The organism is Ruegeria sp. AP7 (assembly GCF_056539905.1).
In genome coordinates, this window is record NZ_JBQFVT010000004.1 from 167,699 (window position 1) to 184,608 (window position 16,910).

At 54.3% G+C, this 16,910-nt stretch carries 19 protein-coding genes; 3 read left to right on the forward strand and 16 right to left on the reverse strand.

Annotation, left to right across the window (positions count from 1 at the left end; translation table 11 throughout):
* Positions 1-188: 188 nt before the first annotated feature.
* The 9 genes from ACR0KN_RS10035 to ACR0KN_RS10075 all read right to left on the reverse strand — a co-directional run bounded on the left by ACR0KN_RS10035 (position 189) and on the right by ACR0KN_RS10075 (position 9,131).
* Positions 189-1,502, reverse strand: a complete 1,314-nt coding sequence (locus ACR0KN_RS10035; RefSeq protein WP_480653214.1) for a TRAP transporter large permease — start codon at positions 1,500-1,502, stop codon at positions 189-191.
* Positions 1,499-2,008: a TRAP transporter small permease gene (locus ACR0KN_RS10040; RefSeq protein WP_480653216.1), complete on the reverse strand. Its 510-nt coding sequence runs from the start codon at positions 2,006-2,008 to the stop codon at positions 1,499-1,501. The genes ACR0KN_RS10035 and ACR0KN_RS10040 overlap by 4 nt, the downstream gene beginning before the upstream one ends.
* Before the next feature lie 58 nt (positions 2,009-2,066).
* Complete coding sequence (locus ACR0KN_RS10045) at positions 2,067-3,080, reverse strand: TRAP transporter substrate-binding protein (RefSeq protein WP_170542737.1); 1,014 nt, start codon at positions 3,078-3,080, stop codon at positions 2,067-2,069.
* Between the two features lie 55 nt (positions 3,081-3,135).
* Positions 3,136-3,942, reverse strand: a complete 807-nt coding sequence (locus ACR0KN_RS10050; RefSeq protein WP_480653517.1) for a DNA-binding transcriptional regulator — start codon at positions 3,940-3,942, stop codon at positions 3,136-3,138.
* Positions 3,943-3,974: 32 nt separating this feature from the next.
* Positions 3,975-4,955: a fumarylacetoacetate hydrolase family protein gene (locus tag ACR0KN_RS10055; protein ID WP_480653218.1), complete on the reverse strand. Its 981-nt coding sequence runs from the start codon at positions 4,953-4,955 to the stop codon at positions 3,975-3,977.
* Positions 4,936-6,423, reverse strand: coding sequence for a bifunctional 3-(3-hydroxy-phenyl)propionate/3-hydroxycinnamic acid hydroxylase MhpA (gene mhpA, locus ACR0KN_RS10060; RefSeq protein WP_480653220.1), 1,488 nt, complete (start codon positions 6,421-6,423; stop codon positions 4,936-4,938). The genes ACR0KN_RS10055 and mhpA overlap by 20 nt, the downstream gene beginning before the upstream one ends.
* A gap of 3 nt (positions 6,424-6,426) precedes the next feature.
* Positions 6,427-7,395 (reverse strand): VOC family protein, encoded by a 969-nt coding sequence (locus ACR0KN_RS10065; protein WP_480653222.1) that lies wholly within the window; start codon positions 7,393-7,395, stop codon positions 6,427-6,429.
* Positions 7,396-7,974: 579 nt separating this feature from the next.
* Positions 7,975-8,364, reverse strand: coding sequence for an ectoine synthase (locus ACR0KN_RS10070; RefSeq protein ID WP_170472714.1), 390 nt, complete (start codon positions 8,362-8,364; stop codon positions 7,975-7,977).
* Between the two features lie 17 nt (positions 8,365-8,381).
* On the reverse strand, positions 8,382-9,131 hold the full coding sequence (locus ACR0KN_RS10075) for an SDR family oxidoreductase (protein WP_480653224.1): 750 nt from the start codon (positions 9,129-9,131) through the stop codon (positions 8,382-8,384).
* A gap of 118 nt (positions 9,132-9,249) precedes the next feature.
* Between ACR0KN_RS10075 and ACR0KN_RS10080 the strand changes: the two genes are divergently transcribed.
* Both ACR0KN_RS10080 and ACR0KN_RS10085 read left to right on the forward strand, forming a co-directional pair.
* Entirely contained in the window at positions 9,250-9,510 is a 261-nt protein-coding gene (locus tag ACR0KN_RS10080) for a LysR family transcriptional regulator (RefSeq protein ID WP_480653226.1), read from the forward strand.
* Positions 9,511-9,575: 65 nt separating this feature from the next.
* A complete protein-coding gene (locus ACR0KN_RS10085) occupies positions 9,576-10,127 on the forward strand; it encodes a LysR substrate-binding domain-containing protein (RefSeq protein WP_480653228.1) in 552 nt (183 codons plus the stop codon).
* A gap of 666 nt (positions 10,128-10,793) precedes the next feature.
* Here ACR0KN_RS10085 and ACR0KN_RS10090 read toward each other — a convergent pair.
* From ACR0KN_RS10090 to ACR0KN_RS10105, 4 genes are all read right to left on the reverse strand, one after another.
* A complete protein-coding gene (locus tag ACR0KN_RS10090) occupies positions 10,794-11,285 on the reverse strand; it encodes a 3'-5' exonuclease (protein WP_480653230.1) in 492 nt (163 codons plus the stop codon).
* A gap of 27 nt (positions 11,286-11,312) precedes the next feature.
* Positions 11,313-11,930, reverse strand: coding sequence for a pyridoxamine 5'-phosphate oxidase family protein (locus ACR0KN_RS10095; RefSeq protein ID WP_480653232.1), 618 nt, complete (start codon positions 11,928-11,930; stop codon positions 11,313-11,315).
* 11 nt (positions 11,931-11,941) lie between these two features.
* A complete protein-coding gene (locus tag ACR0KN_RS10100) occupies positions 11,942-12,406 on the reverse strand; it encodes a nuclear transport factor 2 family protein (RefSeq protein WP_480653234.1) in 465 nt (154 codons plus the stop codon).
* A gap of 67 nt (positions 12,407-12,473) precedes the next feature.
* Positions 12,474-13,016, reverse strand: coding sequence for a carboxymuconolactone decarboxylase family protein (locus ACR0KN_RS10105; protein ID WP_480653236.1), 543 nt, complete (start codon positions 13,014-13,016; stop codon positions 12,474-12,476).
* A gap of 149 nt (positions 13,017-13,165) precedes the next feature.
* Between ACR0KN_RS10105 and ACR0KN_RS10110 the strand changes: the two genes are divergently transcribed.
* Positions 13,166-14,068, forward strand: a complete 903-nt coding sequence (locus tag ACR0KN_RS10110) for a LysR family transcriptional regulator (protein WP_480653238.1) — start codon at positions 13,166-13,168, stop codon at positions 14,066-14,068.
* 50 nt (positions 14,069-14,118) lie between these two features.
* Here the strand turns inward: ACR0KN_RS10110 and ACR0KN_RS10115 are convergent, their stop codons facing one another.
* From ACR0KN_RS10115 to ACR0KN_RS10125, 3 genes are all read right to left on the reverse strand, one after another.
* Complete coding sequence (locus ACR0KN_RS10115; RefSeq protein ID WP_480653240.1) at positions 14,119-14,505, reverse strand: YHS domain-containing (seleno)protein; 387 nt, start codon at positions 14,503-14,505, stop codon at positions 14,119-14,121.
* 99 nt (positions 14,506-14,604) lie between these two features.
* Complete coding sequence (locus ACR0KN_RS10120) at positions 14,605-15,660, reverse strand: ABC transporter ATP-binding protein (protein WP_480653242.1); 1,056 nt, start codon at positions 15,658-15,660, stop codon at positions 14,605-14,607.
* Positions 15,660-16,907, reverse strand: a complete 1,248-nt coding sequence (locus ACR0KN_RS10125) for an MGH1-like glycoside hydrolase domain-containing protein (RefSeq protein WP_480653244.1) — start codon at positions 16,905-16,907, stop codon at positions 15,660-15,662. The genes ACR0KN_RS10120 and ACR0KN_RS10125 overlap by 1 nt, the downstream gene beginning before the upstream one ends.
* Positions 16,908-16,910 lie beyond the last annotated feature (3 nt).

Sequence of the window (16,910 nt, forward strand, 5' to 3'; positions counted from 1 at the left end):
AACTGCAAGACGGAATACGGACGCAGCAATTCATCGTATCGATGGATGACGGCTATGGGCCGTTTGGATAAGTCGTGGAGAACTGGGCAGGCACTTGTGCTGCTTCAGCACCGAGGTCTGCAGTGAGCCCAAAACAGACAACTTGAAAAGGCAATTTCAGGTTTGAAAACCAACCACCCAGAGCTAGCCTACATTGAATTAGGTAAGAAGAGTACAAGCCAAGGAAACATGACGATTATCAGCAGTCGAAGGATATCCACTAGCCAGAAAGGGGTGACGCCTCGAAAAATTATTGATGTAGGGACATCCTTAACGACACCTTTTAGTACAAAGACATTCAAACCCACGGGCGGGGTGATCAGGCTGATCTCGGTGACTACGACGACGACAATACCAAACCAAACCGGATCAAACCCGAGACTGGTCACTACCGGAAAGAAGATGGGCACCGTAAGCAGCAGCATCGACAAGCTTTCAAAAACGCAACCAAGAAGAACGTAGACCAGCAGGATCAACACAATGACCAGTGTCGGCGATAGCCCCTGGGAAAGAACGAAGTTGCTAAGTGCCTCGGGCAGCCCCGCAAGATTGACAAAGTTCGAGAATATCCACGCCCCGATCAAGACCGCAAATAGCGTGGCGGCTGTCTGCACAGTTTCGATCAATACCTCCATGGTCGATGAAAAACTCAAGGCTCTTCTGGACAATGCAATCAGGAAAGCGCCAGCGGCCCCCATTCCTGCAGCCTCGGTCGGGGAAAACGTTATGAAGAAGGGCCAGACATCCAACACTCCGTAGAGCCCGCCAATCACAAGGAAGAACAGTAGCAGCACTGCCCAGATATCCCTGAGCGACAAAAGCCGCTCTCGCCAGGAAACCCATTCGCCCGCTGGTCCGGCGTCAGGGTCCCGGGTCACCGAGAACCTGACGGCCACAAGATAAAGCAAAACGCCTAGCAACCCTGGAACAACACCGGCGATAAAGAGCTTTCCGATGCTTGTTTCCGTCAGCAGGCCATAGATGACCAGGATTACCGAGGGTGGTATCAGGATGCCCAAGGTGCCGCCCGCCGCGATTGAGGCTCTCGCCAAACTGTCTGAATACCTGTATTTTCGCATCTCGGGCATGGCAACCTTCGACATTGTCGCCGCGGTGGCGAGGGAAGAACCGCAGATAGCCGAGAAGCCAGCGCAGGCCACGATCGTCGCCATAGCCAATCCACCGCGCATATGGCCGAGAAATGCGTAGGACGCACGATATAGCTCTTTGGAAAGGCCGCCCTTGTTCACGAAGAGACCCATCAGGATAAAGAGAGGCACCACCGACAACCCGTAATCCTGAGCCGTGTCAATTACCAGTCGGCCCACCATCGAGATAGCAGCGCGAAACCCGCGTAACTCCACAAAACCCAGGAAGCCAACAAGCCCCATGGCTATGGCAATGGGCATGCGTAAGAAAACGAGAACTAAGACCGCTCCGAGCCCCAATAGCGACAGAGTCATTCGGAGACCTCTGTTTTAAGGAACAGGCGCACAACACTGCGCGCAAGAAAGGCAATTGCGGTCAGCGCAACAAAGATCGAGATAAACCACCCGACATAAAATTGTGGCAGCTTCAGGTATTCTGTAACGTCACCATACTGACGCGACCGTTCCGCAAGTTCCCAAACCCGAATTGCCGGCCATATCAAAACGATCCCGCAGATTGCATCGATCAGGCTATCGCGCAACTGGGCCATTCGTGCGCTGAAGAAAGGGTCAAGCAGGTCCACAACAATGTTCTCACCCTTCCAAGACACCAGAGGCAATGCAGAAAATACGATGACCGCCATAAAAAGCCGGGTCAGTTCGGTCGCACTTTCGATAGGATTGTTGAAAGCGCTCCGAAAAACCACGTCCAGAAATGTCATGCACATCAGCACGAATAAGGTGCCCGCTGCGATCCATGTAGGCAGATTGAGAACAACGTACCAGGGATCGTGCAGCTTCAGTTTCTGAATGTCAGCCATGCCTGCCTCGCAAAATTGCGGGCCCTAAGCCAGGGCCCGCAGAGTTTCTTATTGTGGTTCAGTTGCCTGTCATCTGCTCGGCAATAAAGGCTTGCACCGTCGCCGCGTCAATTCCCTTGTCAGACACCTCGGCCAGAACGCTTTCGATGATTGGACCCGTCATTTCGTTCCAGGCTGCGACGTCAGCTTCGCTGGCTTCCGTCCAGGAATTGCCCTCGTTGCCGTCAATGGTTTCGATGCCGATCTGGTCAATCTCGTCCCACATGCGCCCGGCCACCTGAGAAAGCGCTTCGCCTGCAATTGTATCCAAAGCAGCACGATCTTCATCTGACAAGCTGTCGTATTTGTCCTGGTTCATCACGATTGCAAACGAACCGCGATAAAAACCGCCGGGTACAGAATAACTGTGCGGGGCAACTTCAAACAGCTTGAAGCCTGCGCGGGCTTCCATGGGCATCATGACACCGTCGGCCGCCTTGGACGCCAATGTTTCATAAACTTTCGGTGCTGGTACCCGGATTCCGGTGGCACCGAGCGCTGCGCCCACGTCCCCAGAAACCCCGCCACCAAGTCGCAGCTTCATGCCAGAAATATCGTCCAGCGATGTCACCTTGGTTTCGGAATGCAGGATGCCGGGACCGTGAGTCATCATGGCAAGGACCTTTACCCCGTCATGTTCGTTTGCCGTGGCAAGATACTCTTCATATGCCCGCCAATAGGCCACCGATGCGGCCTCGGCGTTGCCTTCGTAGCCAGGCAGTTCGATCATTTTGGATGCCACAAAGCGCCCGGGATTGTAGCCGTGAAAAATCCACGTGACATCGGCCACCCCGTCGAGAATAAGGTCGAACTGAGCTGGCGGCGCCCCCAATCCGTATTTCACCTCTGCGCTCACACGACCATCTGAGGCTTCTTCGAGCATTTTCGTGAATTCAGGCCAGAGCTTGGCGTTCATGCCATGCGTTGGCGGCGCCCATGATGAGATTGTAAGAACAGTATCCGCAGCCCAAGCTGCGCCGACCGTCAACGAAATTCCAAAGCTCAGCACCGTAGATCTGATGAGATGTTTCATGATTCCTCCCGGTTTTTCCTAAACCTACCGCTTCCGAGGAATTGCTTACTGTGCTTTAGATCTTTTTGTCCGCTTGGCGGACAGGTGCACCTTTTACCATTTGCGCCGCGATCTGATTGGCCAATTCCTTCATCGGGCCCGCATAACGGTTGATTGCTTCTGTCATGGAAAACGCACTGGCGATCCAAATGATCGACAGGCATCCCAGAACGCGATCCTCACAGATGATTGGAACCGCCAAACTGGATGTGTCGGGTCGGAAAGTGCGCGAACTGCGCGTAGCGTATCCTTGTTTGCGATATTGAACCAGACGCGAGGCGATCCAGCTTTCCAGCAAAAACCGCTTGTCCTCGGGGTCGTTATTGTTGCGCAGCAGGTCCAGAATGATGCTTCTTTCCTTGTCTTCCAGAAAGGCCAAAAAGGCGCGCCCGGCCGAAGACCTGAGTATCGGCAGGGACAGTCCGGCCATGTTCCGATCAATCGAGAACGGGCTGCGCCAGTGCGTTGTTTCTTCGATGACCATGTGCAGATCTCGATAAACCGAAAGATCAAGCGGCCATGAATGCACATCGGTGAATTCCGCAATGCCTGGGGCCGCGACACGGCAAATGTGCGAGTGCGCAGCATAGTTGTCGCCCAAGCCGGAGGCGCGCGGCGAAACTCTGACCCGAGTGTCGGACGCCGACATCAGAATGTACCCTGCTTCCTCAAGAGTGTGGAGCAACCGATAGACAGTTGGTCTCGGCACGCCAATCGCGGTAGCGATTTCGGCAGGCTTTGCCGAACCCTGACTATTCACGAACCGCAACAAGTCCAGACCGCGTAGCAAGGCACGAATGTTGGGTTGGTTGTCTGCCACCATCCTCATCCTTCAGACCGTCCTATTGCACATTCTCAGGCGGCGACGACCTTTTGGTCAATAGCCCCAAAAACTGACTGCCCTGAGGGGTCGTGCATCTCGAATCTGACGGTATCTCCAGGCTCCATGAAACGCGTCTCCGCCCTGCCATCGGCAATGATTTCGATCATCCGCTTTTCGGCCAGACATGACGACCCGACACGTTCGTGATCAGTGTTCGACACCGTGCCCGATCCGATGATAGTGCCTGCGCGCAATTCTCTGGTCTTTGCGGCATGCGCAATCAACTGGGCGAAATCAAAATTCAGGTCAGTGCCAGCCGGGACCTTGCCAAAGGTTCTGCCGTTGTAAACGGTTTCGAGCGGCAGAGTAACTTTTGCTCCGGTCCAGTATTCACCCAGTTCATCCGGAGTTACGCAAACAGGCGAAAACGCACTTGCAGGTTTCGACTGGTAAAAGCCAAACCCCTTGACCAGCTCCGGTTTCATAACATTGCGCAACGAGACATCATTGCACAGCATGATCAGTTTGATATGGCCAACCGCCGCCTCGGTAGAACATCCGATAGGCACGTCATCGGTAACCACGGCAATCTCGCCCTCAAAATCCAGTCCCCAGTCCACGTCAATGCAGGGAATGTCATCGGTCGGTGCCAGAAAATAGTCACTGCCCCCCTGATACATCAGTGGATCCGTCTCAGCTCCGGGGGGCATGGCAGCCCCGCGGGCTTTGCGTACAAGGCGCATATGGCTGAGATATGCACTTCCGTCGGCCCATTGATACGATCTCGGCAACGGACTGGCCAATTGGTCCACGTCATAGGCCATAGTCTCGATCTCATTTTGTTCGACCAAGTCCGAGATCTTTTTCAGCGCACTGGCTGAACTTTCCCAGGTTTCGATCGCTTGCTGCAACGTTTGCGCAACTGATGCCGCAGATGCCATTCTGGTCAGGTCTTTTGACACGACGACAAGTGATCCATCACGACCACCGGATTTAAGTGATGCCAGTTTCATATCTATCTTTCTTTTTTTTCGGCTTAAAAAGGGACAGGGCTTGTTCTGGAAGTTCCAGAAGGGTTTCCGCAACAGCCGCGACGTAACGGTCGGGTCGCACCCAGACGGCATTTGTTCCAATATCTGTAAGCACGGCGTCCAGCTGGGAATGATCACGCGCATTCAGTGCGACAGCATCACCGCTGCATTCCGGTAATGAGGCGCGACTGACAAGAAGGTGCTTGTGTCCAACAGCATCGTCCAGCCTCTGTCCGTCGGTATCAAGATGCACTTGGGGAAAGGGACGCCCCACATAAGGGTTGTTTGTCTGCACCTGCATCAGTGCGCTCTGACCAAGCTTGGGCGCAATGGATCGCATGGCACCCGAACGCGAACCGTCTGCAAGTTGCAAGGCACTTTCCCGATCAAGCGAGTTGATCAGGCCGCCCAGACGAACCGCAGTTTCAATATAGCTGTGTGCGTGGGGCTGTCGTTCATCCTGATAGCTGTCAAAGAGTATCTCTTCATCGCCGCCGTTGAGTGCTTTGACGAGCTTCCATGCCAAATTCGCGGCGTCTCGAATGCCAGTGCACATTCCTTGGCCCATGAAGGGTGGCGTCAGGTGGGCGGCATCTCCTGCAATCAGAACCGGTCCCTTTCGCCAGATTTTCGCGACCTGTGAACGGAACGTATAGACAGCACTGCGCTCAATCTCGGCATCATCAGGCGTAATCCACCGCGATAGCAGATCCCAGAGACGCGAATGTTCCATTATTTCGGCGTCGGTTTCACCGTCCAAAACCATGATTTCCCAGCGGCGGCGAATACCGGGGGCCCGGCAATAAGTCATCGGTCGGTCCGGGTTGCAGAATTGAATGGAATGATCGCCAAGCTCTGGCATTGGATGTTTGAGACGCAAATCGACAACCAGCCAGCGTTCTTCAAACCCCAGATCTTCCATTTCGCCGCCGATCCAGCGACGCACGGACGAATTGGCCCCGTCGCAGCCAACAACGTATCGAGCTTCAAATGTGGACTTGCAGTCGTTTGTCTTATCCAGTGCGGTTAACTCTACGCCATTCCCTGTTGCTTCAAGATTTATTACGTTGTGAAGTTCCAGCGTGGTGGCCGTCGGGGAACGCGCCAGTTCGGCTCTCAACAGTGTTTCGAGATCAGGCTGATGCAACCTGTAGCTTGCGTGCCACCCATGATTCGTAACGCTCTGTGGTCTTGGCCAGTCCAGCAGCAACTCATTGTTTTCATCGACGAACTTCATGCCCGGGTTGATGTGCACCAGCTTGTAAAGCGCGTCAGCTATCCCGACGGTCTGGAAAACGCGCATCACTTCGTCATCGAAGTGCACGGCGCGGGGCAGATGGTACATCTGGGCCTCGCGGTCCAGAACCACAACCGAAACACCGCTTTTGGTCAGGAGGTTGGCAAGTGTCGCTCCGGTAGGACCGAACCCGATAATCGCAACGTCATACATCGTTCAGACCTCGGGGACTTGTCCGTAGAGCCACGGGCAATTCAAAACGCTAGGTGCCCGGTGCCCCGCGGCTGCGGTTGCCAGTCGCTTATTCCGAAATGCGGCGCGTTCCTGTTCGTTCAGGTACAGCCGTTCGTGGCCCCAAAAGCTGGGCCCGACATTTGTTTCGCAAGGCTCCCAGGTGGATGGGTCGATGATCCTCCCGCCCCAACCGCTTTCCACGAAAAAGCCCGACGGCGTATGGGCATAAAAGCTTGTCATGTAATCATTTGTGTGCCGCCCCAATGTATAGGCGATTTCGGCAAGACCATTCTGTGCCAGATCATACCCCTGACCCACGTCGTCTAGATTGTCGTATTCCACCATGAAGTGATGAAACCCTGCCTGCCCCGACCCGACGATTGCAAAACTATGATGCCGGCCGTTGACATGAAAAAAATAGAGAGGAATGGGCCGCAACCCATAATCGCTTAAATGAAAGCCAAGTACGTCGCGGTAAAAAGGTACAAGCGCTTCGGCGTTGGACACGTGCAAAACAGCGTGCCCCATGCCATATGGGCCGGTCTTGAATCCTTCGATGGGTCGACCTGGGATAAAGGGATCGGTTGTTTTCTCCGGCTTCCAGACGAACTCAAGCCGATTCCCGGCAGGATCGACACATGTAATGATTTCAGTCACATAGCGGCGATCGGCCAGTCCGCGATCCCCCGGGGTCACATTGTGCCCCGCCGCCTCCAGTTTAGTGGCAAGCCTTTCCAGGTCAGACTTGTCGCCAACCTCCCATCCGATGTAGGCTAGGGTATCGCCGGGCTCGTCTGATATGATCAACCGCTGGTGCTGATCATCCATCCGAAACGCCGTATTGCGACCCCCGTGATCCAAAACCTGCATGCCCAGCATATTGCCAGCGAACTGCCGCCAATCGTCTGACTTGTTGGAACGAATACCGATGTAGCTTAGCGCGGTGATCATACTAATCTTCTCCCGAAGACATTGCTTCCCCAATTCATGGTAATAAACATGCCACAAAATACTTTTGTCCATCAGGCGGACAAGAGGGACAGCAACGTTCTACCTAGCTGGCTCGGTTAGTTTGGATGCTCGTTTTAGACTACCAAAAAAATTACAACTCGGGAGAGGCGAACCGTGCTCTGACGTAGTGGAGTAAGGCTCTCCTAACTTGGAGCGAATATCGCTGACGGCCACTGCAATTAGAGACGGATAAATAACTTTCCCGCCGCCCTAAAAAGTTCGAACGCCTTCGGCGATGAAGTTCCCTTCCTTTCACCCGAAGCATACGGCAGCTTTGTCCCGTGCCTCTCCCATTCACGGACCTCAAGATTTTGCTATCGCGGCGAATGGCCGCAAAGCGGCCTGCGAGCCCAGAAATTTAGGCGGGTGGCGAATGTCACTGATAGGCCGCTCCTCATCGGTTCAAGACGGCCCGAACGGCAGGATGCCGCGGTCGCTCCGATGGCGGCATAGAGCCCTTCTCGACAGTTGCTGCGTGGTGCGTGTACGACCGGTTCCCTGTGTACGTCACCACGTTCATCAGGATGTTTTTGGAGCATAGCTTCCGTCTTTGCGATGTACTTCGCGCCCGCTGAGTGGCGGATTGAATACGCAGACCAGTCGCAGATCAACCTCTGTCGCACGCACCAAATGTCGGTCGTGTTGATCCAAAGCGTAGAGGGTAAATGGCTCAAGGGAATGCCAGGTTTCATTTTCAGACGCTCGGATCTGCCCCTTGCCCTCGATACAGTAACACGCCTCTAGATGATGGGTGTATTCCAGCTCAAGCACAGTGCCTTCTTTAATTATCGTATCTGTCAGCGAAAACCCCATTCCATCAGAGGCGAGCAGCAACCTTCTGCTGTTCCAACCCGGACCGGAAACGTCCCGATCTGTATCAAGAATATCTTTGAGAGCTTTAACAATCATACTTCACCGCCTCTTTGCTATCGGACCGCGCGGTTCATCCCGCCATCAGATAGTATACTCTGACCATTTATGTACCGGGCACCCTCGCTGGCGAGAAACACACAAGCCTGCCCAATTTCTTCGAATGTTGCCGGTCGCTGAGCAGGGATCTCCTGGCGGGCCCGTGTGGAGAGTTTCACATTCTCGCAGAACCCAGGGAGCAGGTTGTTCATGCGAATATTGTGCCGTGCATAACGATCCCCATACAGCTTTGAGAAACTGTGCAGCGCGCCGCGCAACATGCTCATGGGATACGGTGCACGAGGCTCAACCGTGTTCATGGACGAGATGTTTACGAAAGCGCCGCCGCCTTGTTCAATCAGGATGGGCGTAACGATACGGGCAATCTTGACGACGTTCAGGACGTACATGTCCAGACTTTCGTGCCACAACTCATCGCTGAGCTCCAAAAGCGGCCCGTCAAAGTCCGGATCGAAACCTACAGTTTTGATGGACTCTGGCACCGCGCCACCGTGACCCATGTTGCTGACGATGGCATCAATTCTACCATACCTGCTCATGGTGTCGTCGATCATCGCTTGCAAATCATCGACATCTAAGACAGAGCCACGACGGCCAATGCCCCCAAGCTCCTCCGCCAGCTCAACCGAGCGATTGGACGGCGACATCAGCGAAACCTTGTAGCCAGCCTTAGCCATTTCAATGGCGCAGCCTCGGCCAATGCCTTGTCCGGTACCTGTCATCAGCGCGACTTTGACTTCGGGCATCGTATCCCCTTTCTTTAGGCGCATCATATGTGAGAATTATTGCGTTGAAGTCAGTGTACCTCCTTAGAACTCGGCGAACCTATCGAGTTTTCAGAATATTGCTGTTAGGTTTTCTCACATGCCGGAAAACCTTAGACACCTTCGTGCACTTCAGGCCTTTGATGAAACCGCAACCCACTCCAGCTTATCTAAGGCAGCGGATGCTCTGAACGTTACACACGGCGCGATCAGTAGGCAGATTAAGTTGCTGGAACAGCATCTTGGCGTGACGCTCTTTCATCGCCGCCCCAATGGCGTTGAACTGACGCAAGCCGGTGAACGCCTGTATCAATCTACACGAGGGGCATTTTCGGCACTGCAGTTGGCGTATCGGAGGTGAAGCGATTGCGTCACCGACAGTCGATTACAGTGTCTCTTTCCACTTCGTTAGCGCTAAAATGGCTTGTGCCACAGCTCAGTTCGTTTAAGCGAGAGCATCCTGGTATCGCGTTGTTGCTAGACACAAACGATGCCTTTGCCGATTTCGATACCTCCGAGGTCGATGTCGCCCTGCGCTTCGGGAGACCCGGTTGGGATAGGCTGTTTTATGAACAGATCAGACACGAGGAATTGGTTGTCGTGGCCGCGCCCTCCCTTGTCGGGAAAATACAGCTACCGATGCGTGCCGAAGATGTGGTTGCCCTCCCACTCCTGCAGGACGCGTTCAATGTCGGGTGGGAAAACTGGGCTGCGCAGGTTGGTTTGAGCGCTGATCGGATCAACGCGCAGAGTATCAAGTACGTGGACAGCGCTGTTTTGCTGGAGGCGGCAATTGACGGGCAAGGTGTTACATTGGCAAGACATTTATTGGCGGCAAATGACCTGGAACTTGGGCGCTTGATACGTCTAGATGCAAGCTGTGTTCCATTAGAGCGAGGGCTCTACTTTGTCTGCCGCTCGGGCGATCAGGAGCGAGTCACATTGAGAGTTTTCAAGAAATGGCTCATGTCACTTTAGCTCTGGGTTCCAATCGAAGCCCGAGGAAAGCGGACATTGGCTCGCGCGCTGCATAGGTCCGTTTTGTCCGCATGTCGTATGTTCAGGCAGCCTTTGATTTTGCGCTCGCAGCGAACGGCAGGTTCGACGGGCCACGCCGCAGCATGGAGTCAACGGGCTGAGGGTCCGGTTCGGGCCGTCCTCGAAAGCTTCGGCAAGACCCATTATCGCCAATGCTGCAATTGTTCCCGCGGCAATAGAGAGCCCAGATTGACCGATGCTGCGCTCGGTTCCAAAGTCCGTTATCCCACAGAACTCGGTCTTTCGTCAGGCAATCGGTGTGAAGTCCATCGTCCAGTTGGTTTCCCAAGTGGCTCCCTCGTCAGTCGAGAAAGCTTGTTCCCATCGCGGAACCGCCCCTTTTTTCCAAAGAAACCTGACGATGAGGGGCTGCCCATTCAACACGTCATGCGCGTGAAATTCACCGATATCTCCTGTGAATGCACCCTTTACCGGTGTATCAAGCCTGTGGGGCGATCTACCGTCGAGCCACCAGATCGCCCATTCCCCTGAAGCTGGATCGAAGCTGCGCAAGGCAAGGGTGTCACTAGCCCTGCTCCTGTTACAACGATTGGATCAGCCATAGTCACCACCATTTTGGGTTTGCTGTCGTCAGGTTTCTCCCGGTCATGAGTAGGCCAAGGTATGTGTCGCCGCAGCGTGTATCAGTTTCGCGTCATCTAAGGCGCGGTGTGCCCGGTAGGTGCTTTTTTCGCGTAGCTGATTTAACTTGTCGGCATAGGTTTTCGCCGTGTTATCTCTCAAAAGCCCGTACAAATCGGCAATCGTGAAACTCGGTTCCTGGCTTGCTGCCTCAAACAATCGGTTCAGCCAAAACCCATCCCAATCGTCATGGTCAGTGTAGACAACATTGTTGCCCAAGAGCGTGTTAAGTTCCTTCGCGATGATCTTGGCTTCTTTGCCATGTTCGATGAGGGTTTCTCGCGAGATACCATGCATCGCCTCTGATTTTTGGCTCCAATGGTGCCAAGTTCCGTCGGGGGAAACGAGTGCTTGATATTCGGCGCGGCCATCAAAGAAACCAACCTCAATGGGATAGCTGTTCGGGCTCAAACCGCTTGCTTCAACATCTACAATCCATAAGCCAGTCACTTTCAAAACCCTTTCTGGATCGCGTATTCCGTATCAAGTTCGCGTTTCCAGCCGTCGTACTTGTTCCTCCAATTCCTCTATCCGGGAATCCCTTTCCTGCAGAGCGCGCGCCACGTCTTCTGCATCAAACCGTTGTGGAATATGCTGCGGGCAATTGCGGTCAAAGGCCTCCAGGGTGAACTTGATAACCTGCTCGGGTAGTGCGCGATACTCGCTGCGATCCGGCATAAGTCGATCCAACAGCTCTGGATCGTCTTCAATGATCTCAGCGGCGCCCCAAATTTTTACGCGGGTCTTGTTGGCGTAATCGATGAGGAAGATGAACGCCTTGGTATTCTCGATCAGGTTACCCTGACTGATGAACTGTCTGTTGCCCTTGTAGTCAGCAAAGGCCAGGGTCTTCTTATCCAGAACTTTCAGGAAACCCGGTGGCCCACCCCTGTGCTGGATGTAAGGTTGGCCTTCTCTGTTCGCGGTGGCCAGAAAAAAACTCCGCTGAGCAGCGATGTAGGCAACGATATCGGGCGTGAACTCGGTATCCCAACTGCCGGTTTCTTCCATCCGGGCGTACATGTCCCGTGACCCCTTCCGGGCCTGAATAGCCTTTACGTTATCCGTGAAGGCAATATCACTTGAATAGGTCAAGCTCATCATCTCCGTCATTACAGCCCAAGATCACTTAAGCCTGGATGGTCATCCGGGCGTCGGCCGAGCGGCCAGCGAAACAAGCGCTCTTCTTCTTCGATCGACAGGTCGTTGATGCTGGCGAAGCGATTGATCATCAAACCGTCCTCTCCAAACTCACAGTTTTCATTGCCGTAGGAGCGGAACCAATTGCCGCTGTCATCCCGCCATTCATAGGCATATCGAACCGCGATGCGATTGCCGGCAAATGCCCAAAGTTCTTTGATCAGACGGTATTCATTTTCCTTGATCCACTTGCCGGTAAGGAATTCTTCAGCTTCCTGTCGGTTCGTGACGAAATGCCCACGGTTGCGCCATTTGGTGTCCTCTGAATATGCAAGAGCAACCTTGGCGGCATCGCGAGAGTACCACCCATTTTCAGCCAGTCTCACCTTTGCGATGGCGGTTTCTTTTGTGAATGGTGGCAGCGGTGGTCGCGACATCGGGGAAATCCTGTTGCAAAAGATTGAGGGCGGCGGGGTCCGCCGCCACTTTCAAAAGAGAGGTGGACTACAGAGCTTCGACGATTGGAAAGTCGATTGCCGTGCCCAGAACTTCATTCATGTAGTTCGTCAGGGTGTTCAGCGCGACGTAGCCCACAATTTCAACAACCTCCGCATCTGAGTATCCTGCGTCGCGAACAGCTTGGACGTCGGCCTCAGACACTTGGCCGCAATTTTTGGTGACCTTTGCTGCAAATCCGACCGCAGCAGCGGCTTTGGTATCGCTCGATGAACCGCGGCGATTGGTTTGGATTTCGTCGGCACTCAGGCTGGCGAGATTTGTGCCGAGGTAGTTGTGAGCAGCTAGGCAGTAGCCGCAACCATTCACTTCTGCGACTGCCAGTGCGATCCTCTCACGGGTCGGCGCATCCACAGATCCACCGCTGAGCGCACCGTTCAGGCCCAGGTATCCTTCCAGTGTTTGCGGGCTGTTGCTGATCAGTCGAAACATGTTGGGAACCGACCCCAACAGGTTGTTGACGGCTTCGAGGGATCCTTTTGACGCTACCGGTGCGGCGTCGATGGATGCGGGGCTCGGGATACGAGACATGGTATGTTCCTAATTCGTTGAGATACGAACTTCCGTCCTTTTCAAAAGCTGAACATACTGTTGGACGATGCTGATATAATAGGGCATTTTATCAATAATCTATTTCGCTATTTGTAATAATACAGATCGACAACCCGGGAAGAGATGAATTGGATAAACTCGAAGCCATGCGCGTGTTTGTAGAAGCGGCCGAGTCTCAGAGCTTCGTTGCTGCGAGCCGTAAACTTGATCTCTCACCGCCTGCCGTCACCCGTTCGATTGCACAGCTGGAACATGATCTGCGTGTGCGTCTGTTCAATCGTACAACCAGGCACGTTCGGCTCACCGATTCCGGAGCGCGCTTTTACGAGGACGCCAAAAGAATACTGGACGATATTGAACAAGCTGAAGCCGCCGCATCCGGGAGTTATGCCGAGCCGAAAGGTGTCCTTTCGATTACTGCTCCTGTCTTGTTTGGGCAAAAACACGTCACACCCATCATAACTGAATATCTTCAACACAACCCGGCAGTTGAAGTGAGAGCGATCTTTTATGACCGCATCGGCAACATTCTCGATGAGGGATTAGACGTAGCGGTCAGGATAGGGCACCTGAAGGATTCAAGCCTGTTCGCAACTCAAGTCGGCAGTATCCAGCGGGTTGTCTGTGGTTCACCCGACTACTTTGCCAAACACGGTATCCCTGAAACCCCTGAGGATCTGGCTGATCACGAAGTTGTACTTGCCTCCACGGTCGAATCTTCCACGTCATGGCGGTTCAGCTCGTCCAACAAAAAACTGACGGTGAAAGTATCTCCGCGCTTGCAATGCAACCAGAATGATGCGGCGATCGCTGCAGCCAAGCAGGGGTTTGGGATCACGCGCCTGATGTCCTATCAGGTTGGGGAAGAGTTCCGAGATGAAACGCTGGTCCGCGTGTTGCGCAGTTATGAAGAGGAAGCCTTGCCGGTGAGTATCATCCACCTGGAGGGACGTCAGGCGAACGCCAAGATACGGACGTTTATTGATCTGGCGGTCATGCGGCTGAGAGCTAATCCCAACATTAATCACTGAGCTGAACGGGGGACCGGCATTGAGAGCGCAGAGGTCACCCACTTCGTCGCTTAGAGTTCTTCGACGGCTGTATTTTGGATTGAAGGCCACGTTTCCAAAGCCTTGGCGAGAATGTTACCTTTATCTTTCTTATGCGCCTCGAAGATTTCCGCGTTCACAAATAGAAAAAGCGGCCCGTCAATGATGTCCGCATGTTTCGGATCTCCATCGAATTTCTTGCCAAGCGCGATCGCGAAGGCATAGAAGCCGCCATATTGCGGAAGATACGCTTCGGAGTTTGCTTCGAACTTCGCTTTACTTTCTTTCGAGGCAAAGTAGTAGGCAACGCCTTCATGCACGGCGGTGTAGACGGCTGTACCGTCCGCCACGGCACCTGTTGTCGCCAAGGTCACGGCATCCACCCCGTGCAACCCAAGGGGCACAAAGTAGTGGCCCACATTGATAGGGTTTGCTTCGGCTTCAGTTCTTTAGCTTTACACTCACTGTGTTCTTGAGTGTCAATGGTCAAGGTTTGCAACGGATACCGATGGGTTCATCTATCCAAGCCCCAAAGCCTGCCCGTTTTCATCAAAAAAATGCAGATTGTCCGTGGGGAAGTGCAGACCAATGTGGGTGCCCGGTGTCAGGGCCGTATCGCCGTTCAGACGGACTGTGACCTTGTCCTCGCTTCCACAATCCACAATCAGGAATGTGTCTGCACCCAGATACTCGATCACCTCGATGACACCGTCAGTCTGACCATCGCCTGCAGCGCCTACCCGAATGTGTTCGGGGCGGATGCCAAGCTTGGTGGCCGCTGCGGACCATGAAAACGGGCCACTGCGGCCGTGCTCAAGATGGAAACTGTCGCCCTCGGTCGCGCAGGGCAGGATATTCATCTTTGGGCTGCCGATGAACTGGGCCACGAACAGGTTCGCAGGGCGTTCATACAGCTCGCGCGGCGTACCGACCTGAGCGATCTTGCCGTACTCCAAAACCACGATGCGGTCGGCCAATGTCATCGCTTCGACCTGATCATGCGTCACGTAGATCATCGTGCGCTTGAGGCTTTGGTGCAGCTTGGCGATCTCATACCTCATCTCGACCCGCAGGGCGGCGTCGAGGTTGGAAAGTGGCTCGTCAAACAGGAACGCGGTGGGGTCGCGGACGATGGATCGGCCGATAGCAACCCGTTGCCGCTGACCACCAGAAAGGTCTTTTGGTCTGCGTTCCATGAACGGTCCCAGCTTGAGAACCTCTGCAGCGCGATTAACCTGTTCGGCGATCTCCGCCTTGGGAACACCGGCCACCTTTAAAGAGAACCCCATGTTCTCGGCGACTGTCAGATGCGGATAAAGCGCATAGGATTGGAACACCATTGTCAGGCCGCGTTTTGAAGGCGGGTGATCGGTGACATCACTGTCATTGATCAACAACGACCCGCGCGAGATATCCTCGAGCCCGCCGATCATGCGCAACAGAGTGGACTTTCCGCAGCCCGATGGGCCAACGAAAACGATGAACTCGCCCTCTTCGATCTTGAGGTCCACGCCCTTGATGACCTGGGCCGAGCCGAACCATTTTTCGACTGATTTAAGTTCGATGCTACCCATCAGGCCCTCCCTGCCCAGTGAAGCCAAACCGCTGCTGTCCAAGAGAAAGCCTTACCACCAGCCGGGCTCCCGGTTATTGGATCGAAGTATTCTGCAAAACCAAAGCCCGAGATCAGATCGCCGGTTTTTTTGCGCAACTGATCCGCGTGCTCGGAATGACCCAGATCCTGTAGCCCGAACCCGATCATCATGTTCATGAAAGCCCAGGTAGGCCCGCGCCAGTAACGGCGCGCGTCGAATTTCGGCATTTCCGGGTCATAACTCGGAACCGGATAGGGCACGGTTTCTAGTGTGGTTTTCAACCGTTCCAGCATCTTGGCCGACTCAACACCCGCATACCAGCACAGGTAGGACGCGTTCGATACGCTGCCTGACATCTCGCCGGTATGTGTGTCGCGCGCATCAAAGCTGCCCAGCTCTTCGTTCCAAAGCGAGCGAGCGCCGGCTTCCAGTTTTTCAATGTCTGTGCTTAAGCCTTCAGCTGCCAGACCAAGCTGTTCACTGATCACCAGCAAGTCCCGCGCTGCCCGCAGTGTAGTAAAGGTCATCGTCGGATCGGCGATACGGAACGGGTTCAACGACAGCAGCTCCTGCTGATCCCAGCCTGCTTTTCGACCGATCTGTACCAGCCTGATGTAACGGTCATAGTCGAACTTTGTCGGGCGATCCTCGCTGTTAACATGGCTGGTGTCGCGGCGTTTGTACTCTCCCACATCCGACGCATCCATGCGCGCCATTGAATTGTCCCAGTCTGGCGCGTTATCACGACCCGCTTCCCAAGGGTGGGTTGTACAAACAGCCCCGAATTCATCCAAACGCCATTTCATGATCCAGCGGTGCCAAGCCAGCAGCTTTGGGAACAGCGCCTTCATCCGCGCGCCTCCGAACGCGGTGTCCTGTTCCCAGATTTTGCGGGTCATCGTGGCCGCGATGGGGGGTTGGATAATACCCGATGAGGGGATCGGACCATTGCAGCCCCAAACATCCGGGCCGGGGAAATACCCTTCATCCTGCTGGTGGAAAAGGATGTGCGGCACCATGCCATTATCCCATTGCCCGGTAAACAGTGTCTCGATCTCGATCCAGGCGCGGTCGAGGTCGAACTGGGCAAATCCAAGCGCAGTAATCGCGCTGTCCCAGTTCCATTGGTATGGGTACAGCCCTTCGGTTGGGATCGTGTAGCCACCGCGATCATTGGCAATCAGGATATTGCGTGCCTCGCGGTCGGGGTTTGTGTGTTGATTCATCTC

Coding starts and splice junctions, on each gene's coding strand:
- ACR0KN_RS10035 (WP_480653214.1), bottom strand. CDS start 1,502: ATGACTCTGTCGCTATTGGGGCTCGGAGCGGTCTTAGTTCTCGTTTTC.
- ACR0KN_RS10040 (WP_480653216.1), bottom strand. CDS start 2,008: ATGGCTGACATTCAGAAACTGAAGCTGCACGATCCCTGGTACGTTGTT.
- ACR0KN_RS10045 (WP_170542737.1), bottom strand. CDS start 3,080: ATGAAACATCTCATCAGATCTACGGTGCTGAGCTTTGGAATTTCGTTG.
- ACR0KN_RS10050 (WP_480653517.1), bottom strand. CDS start 3,942: ATGGTGGCAGACAACCAACCCAACATTCGTGCCTTGCTACGCGGTCTG.
- ACR0KN_RS10055 (WP_480653218.1), bottom strand. CDS start 4,955: ATGAAACTGGCATCACTTAAATCCGGTGGTCGTGATGGATCACTTGTC.
- mhpA (WP_480653220.1), bottom strand. CDS start 6,423: ATGTATGACGTTGCGATTATCGGGTTCGGTCCTACCGGAGCGACACTT.
- ACR0KN_RS10065 (WP_480653222.1), bottom strand. CDS start 7,395: ATGATCACCGCGCTAAGCTACATCGGTATTCGTTCCAACAAGTCAGAC.
- ACR0KN_RS10070 (WP_170472714.1), bottom strand. CDS start 8,364: ATGATTGTTAAAGCTCTCAAAGATATTCTTGATACAGATCGGGACGTT.
- ACR0KN_RS10075 (WP_480653224.1), bottom strand. CDS start 9,131: ATGCCCGAAGTCAAAGTCGCGCTGATGACAGGTACCGGACAAGGCATT.
- ACR0KN_RS10080 (WP_480653226.1), top strand. CDS start 9,250: ATGCCGGAAAACCTTAGACACCTTCGTGCACTTCAGGCCTTTGATGAA.
- ACR0KN_RS10095 (WP_480653232.1), bottom strand. CDS start 11,930: ATGAGCTTGACCTATTCAAGTGATATTGCCTTCACGGATAACGTAAAG.
- ACR0KN_RS10100 (WP_480653234.1), bottom strand. CDS start 12,406: ATGTCGCGACCACCGCTGCCACCATTCACAAAAGAAACCGCCATCGCA.
- ACR0KN_RS10105 (WP_480653236.1), bottom strand. CDS start 13,016: ATGTCTCGTATCCCGAGCCCCGCATCCATCGACGCCGCACCGGTAGCG.
- ACR0KN_RS10120 (WP_480653242.1), bottom strand. CDS start 15,660: ATGGGTAGCATCGAACTTAAATCAGTCGAAAAATGGTTCGGCTCGGCC.
- ACR0KN_RS10125 (WP_480653244.1), bottom strand. CDS start 16,907: ATGAATCAACACACAAACCCCGACCGCGAGGCACGCAATATCCTGATT.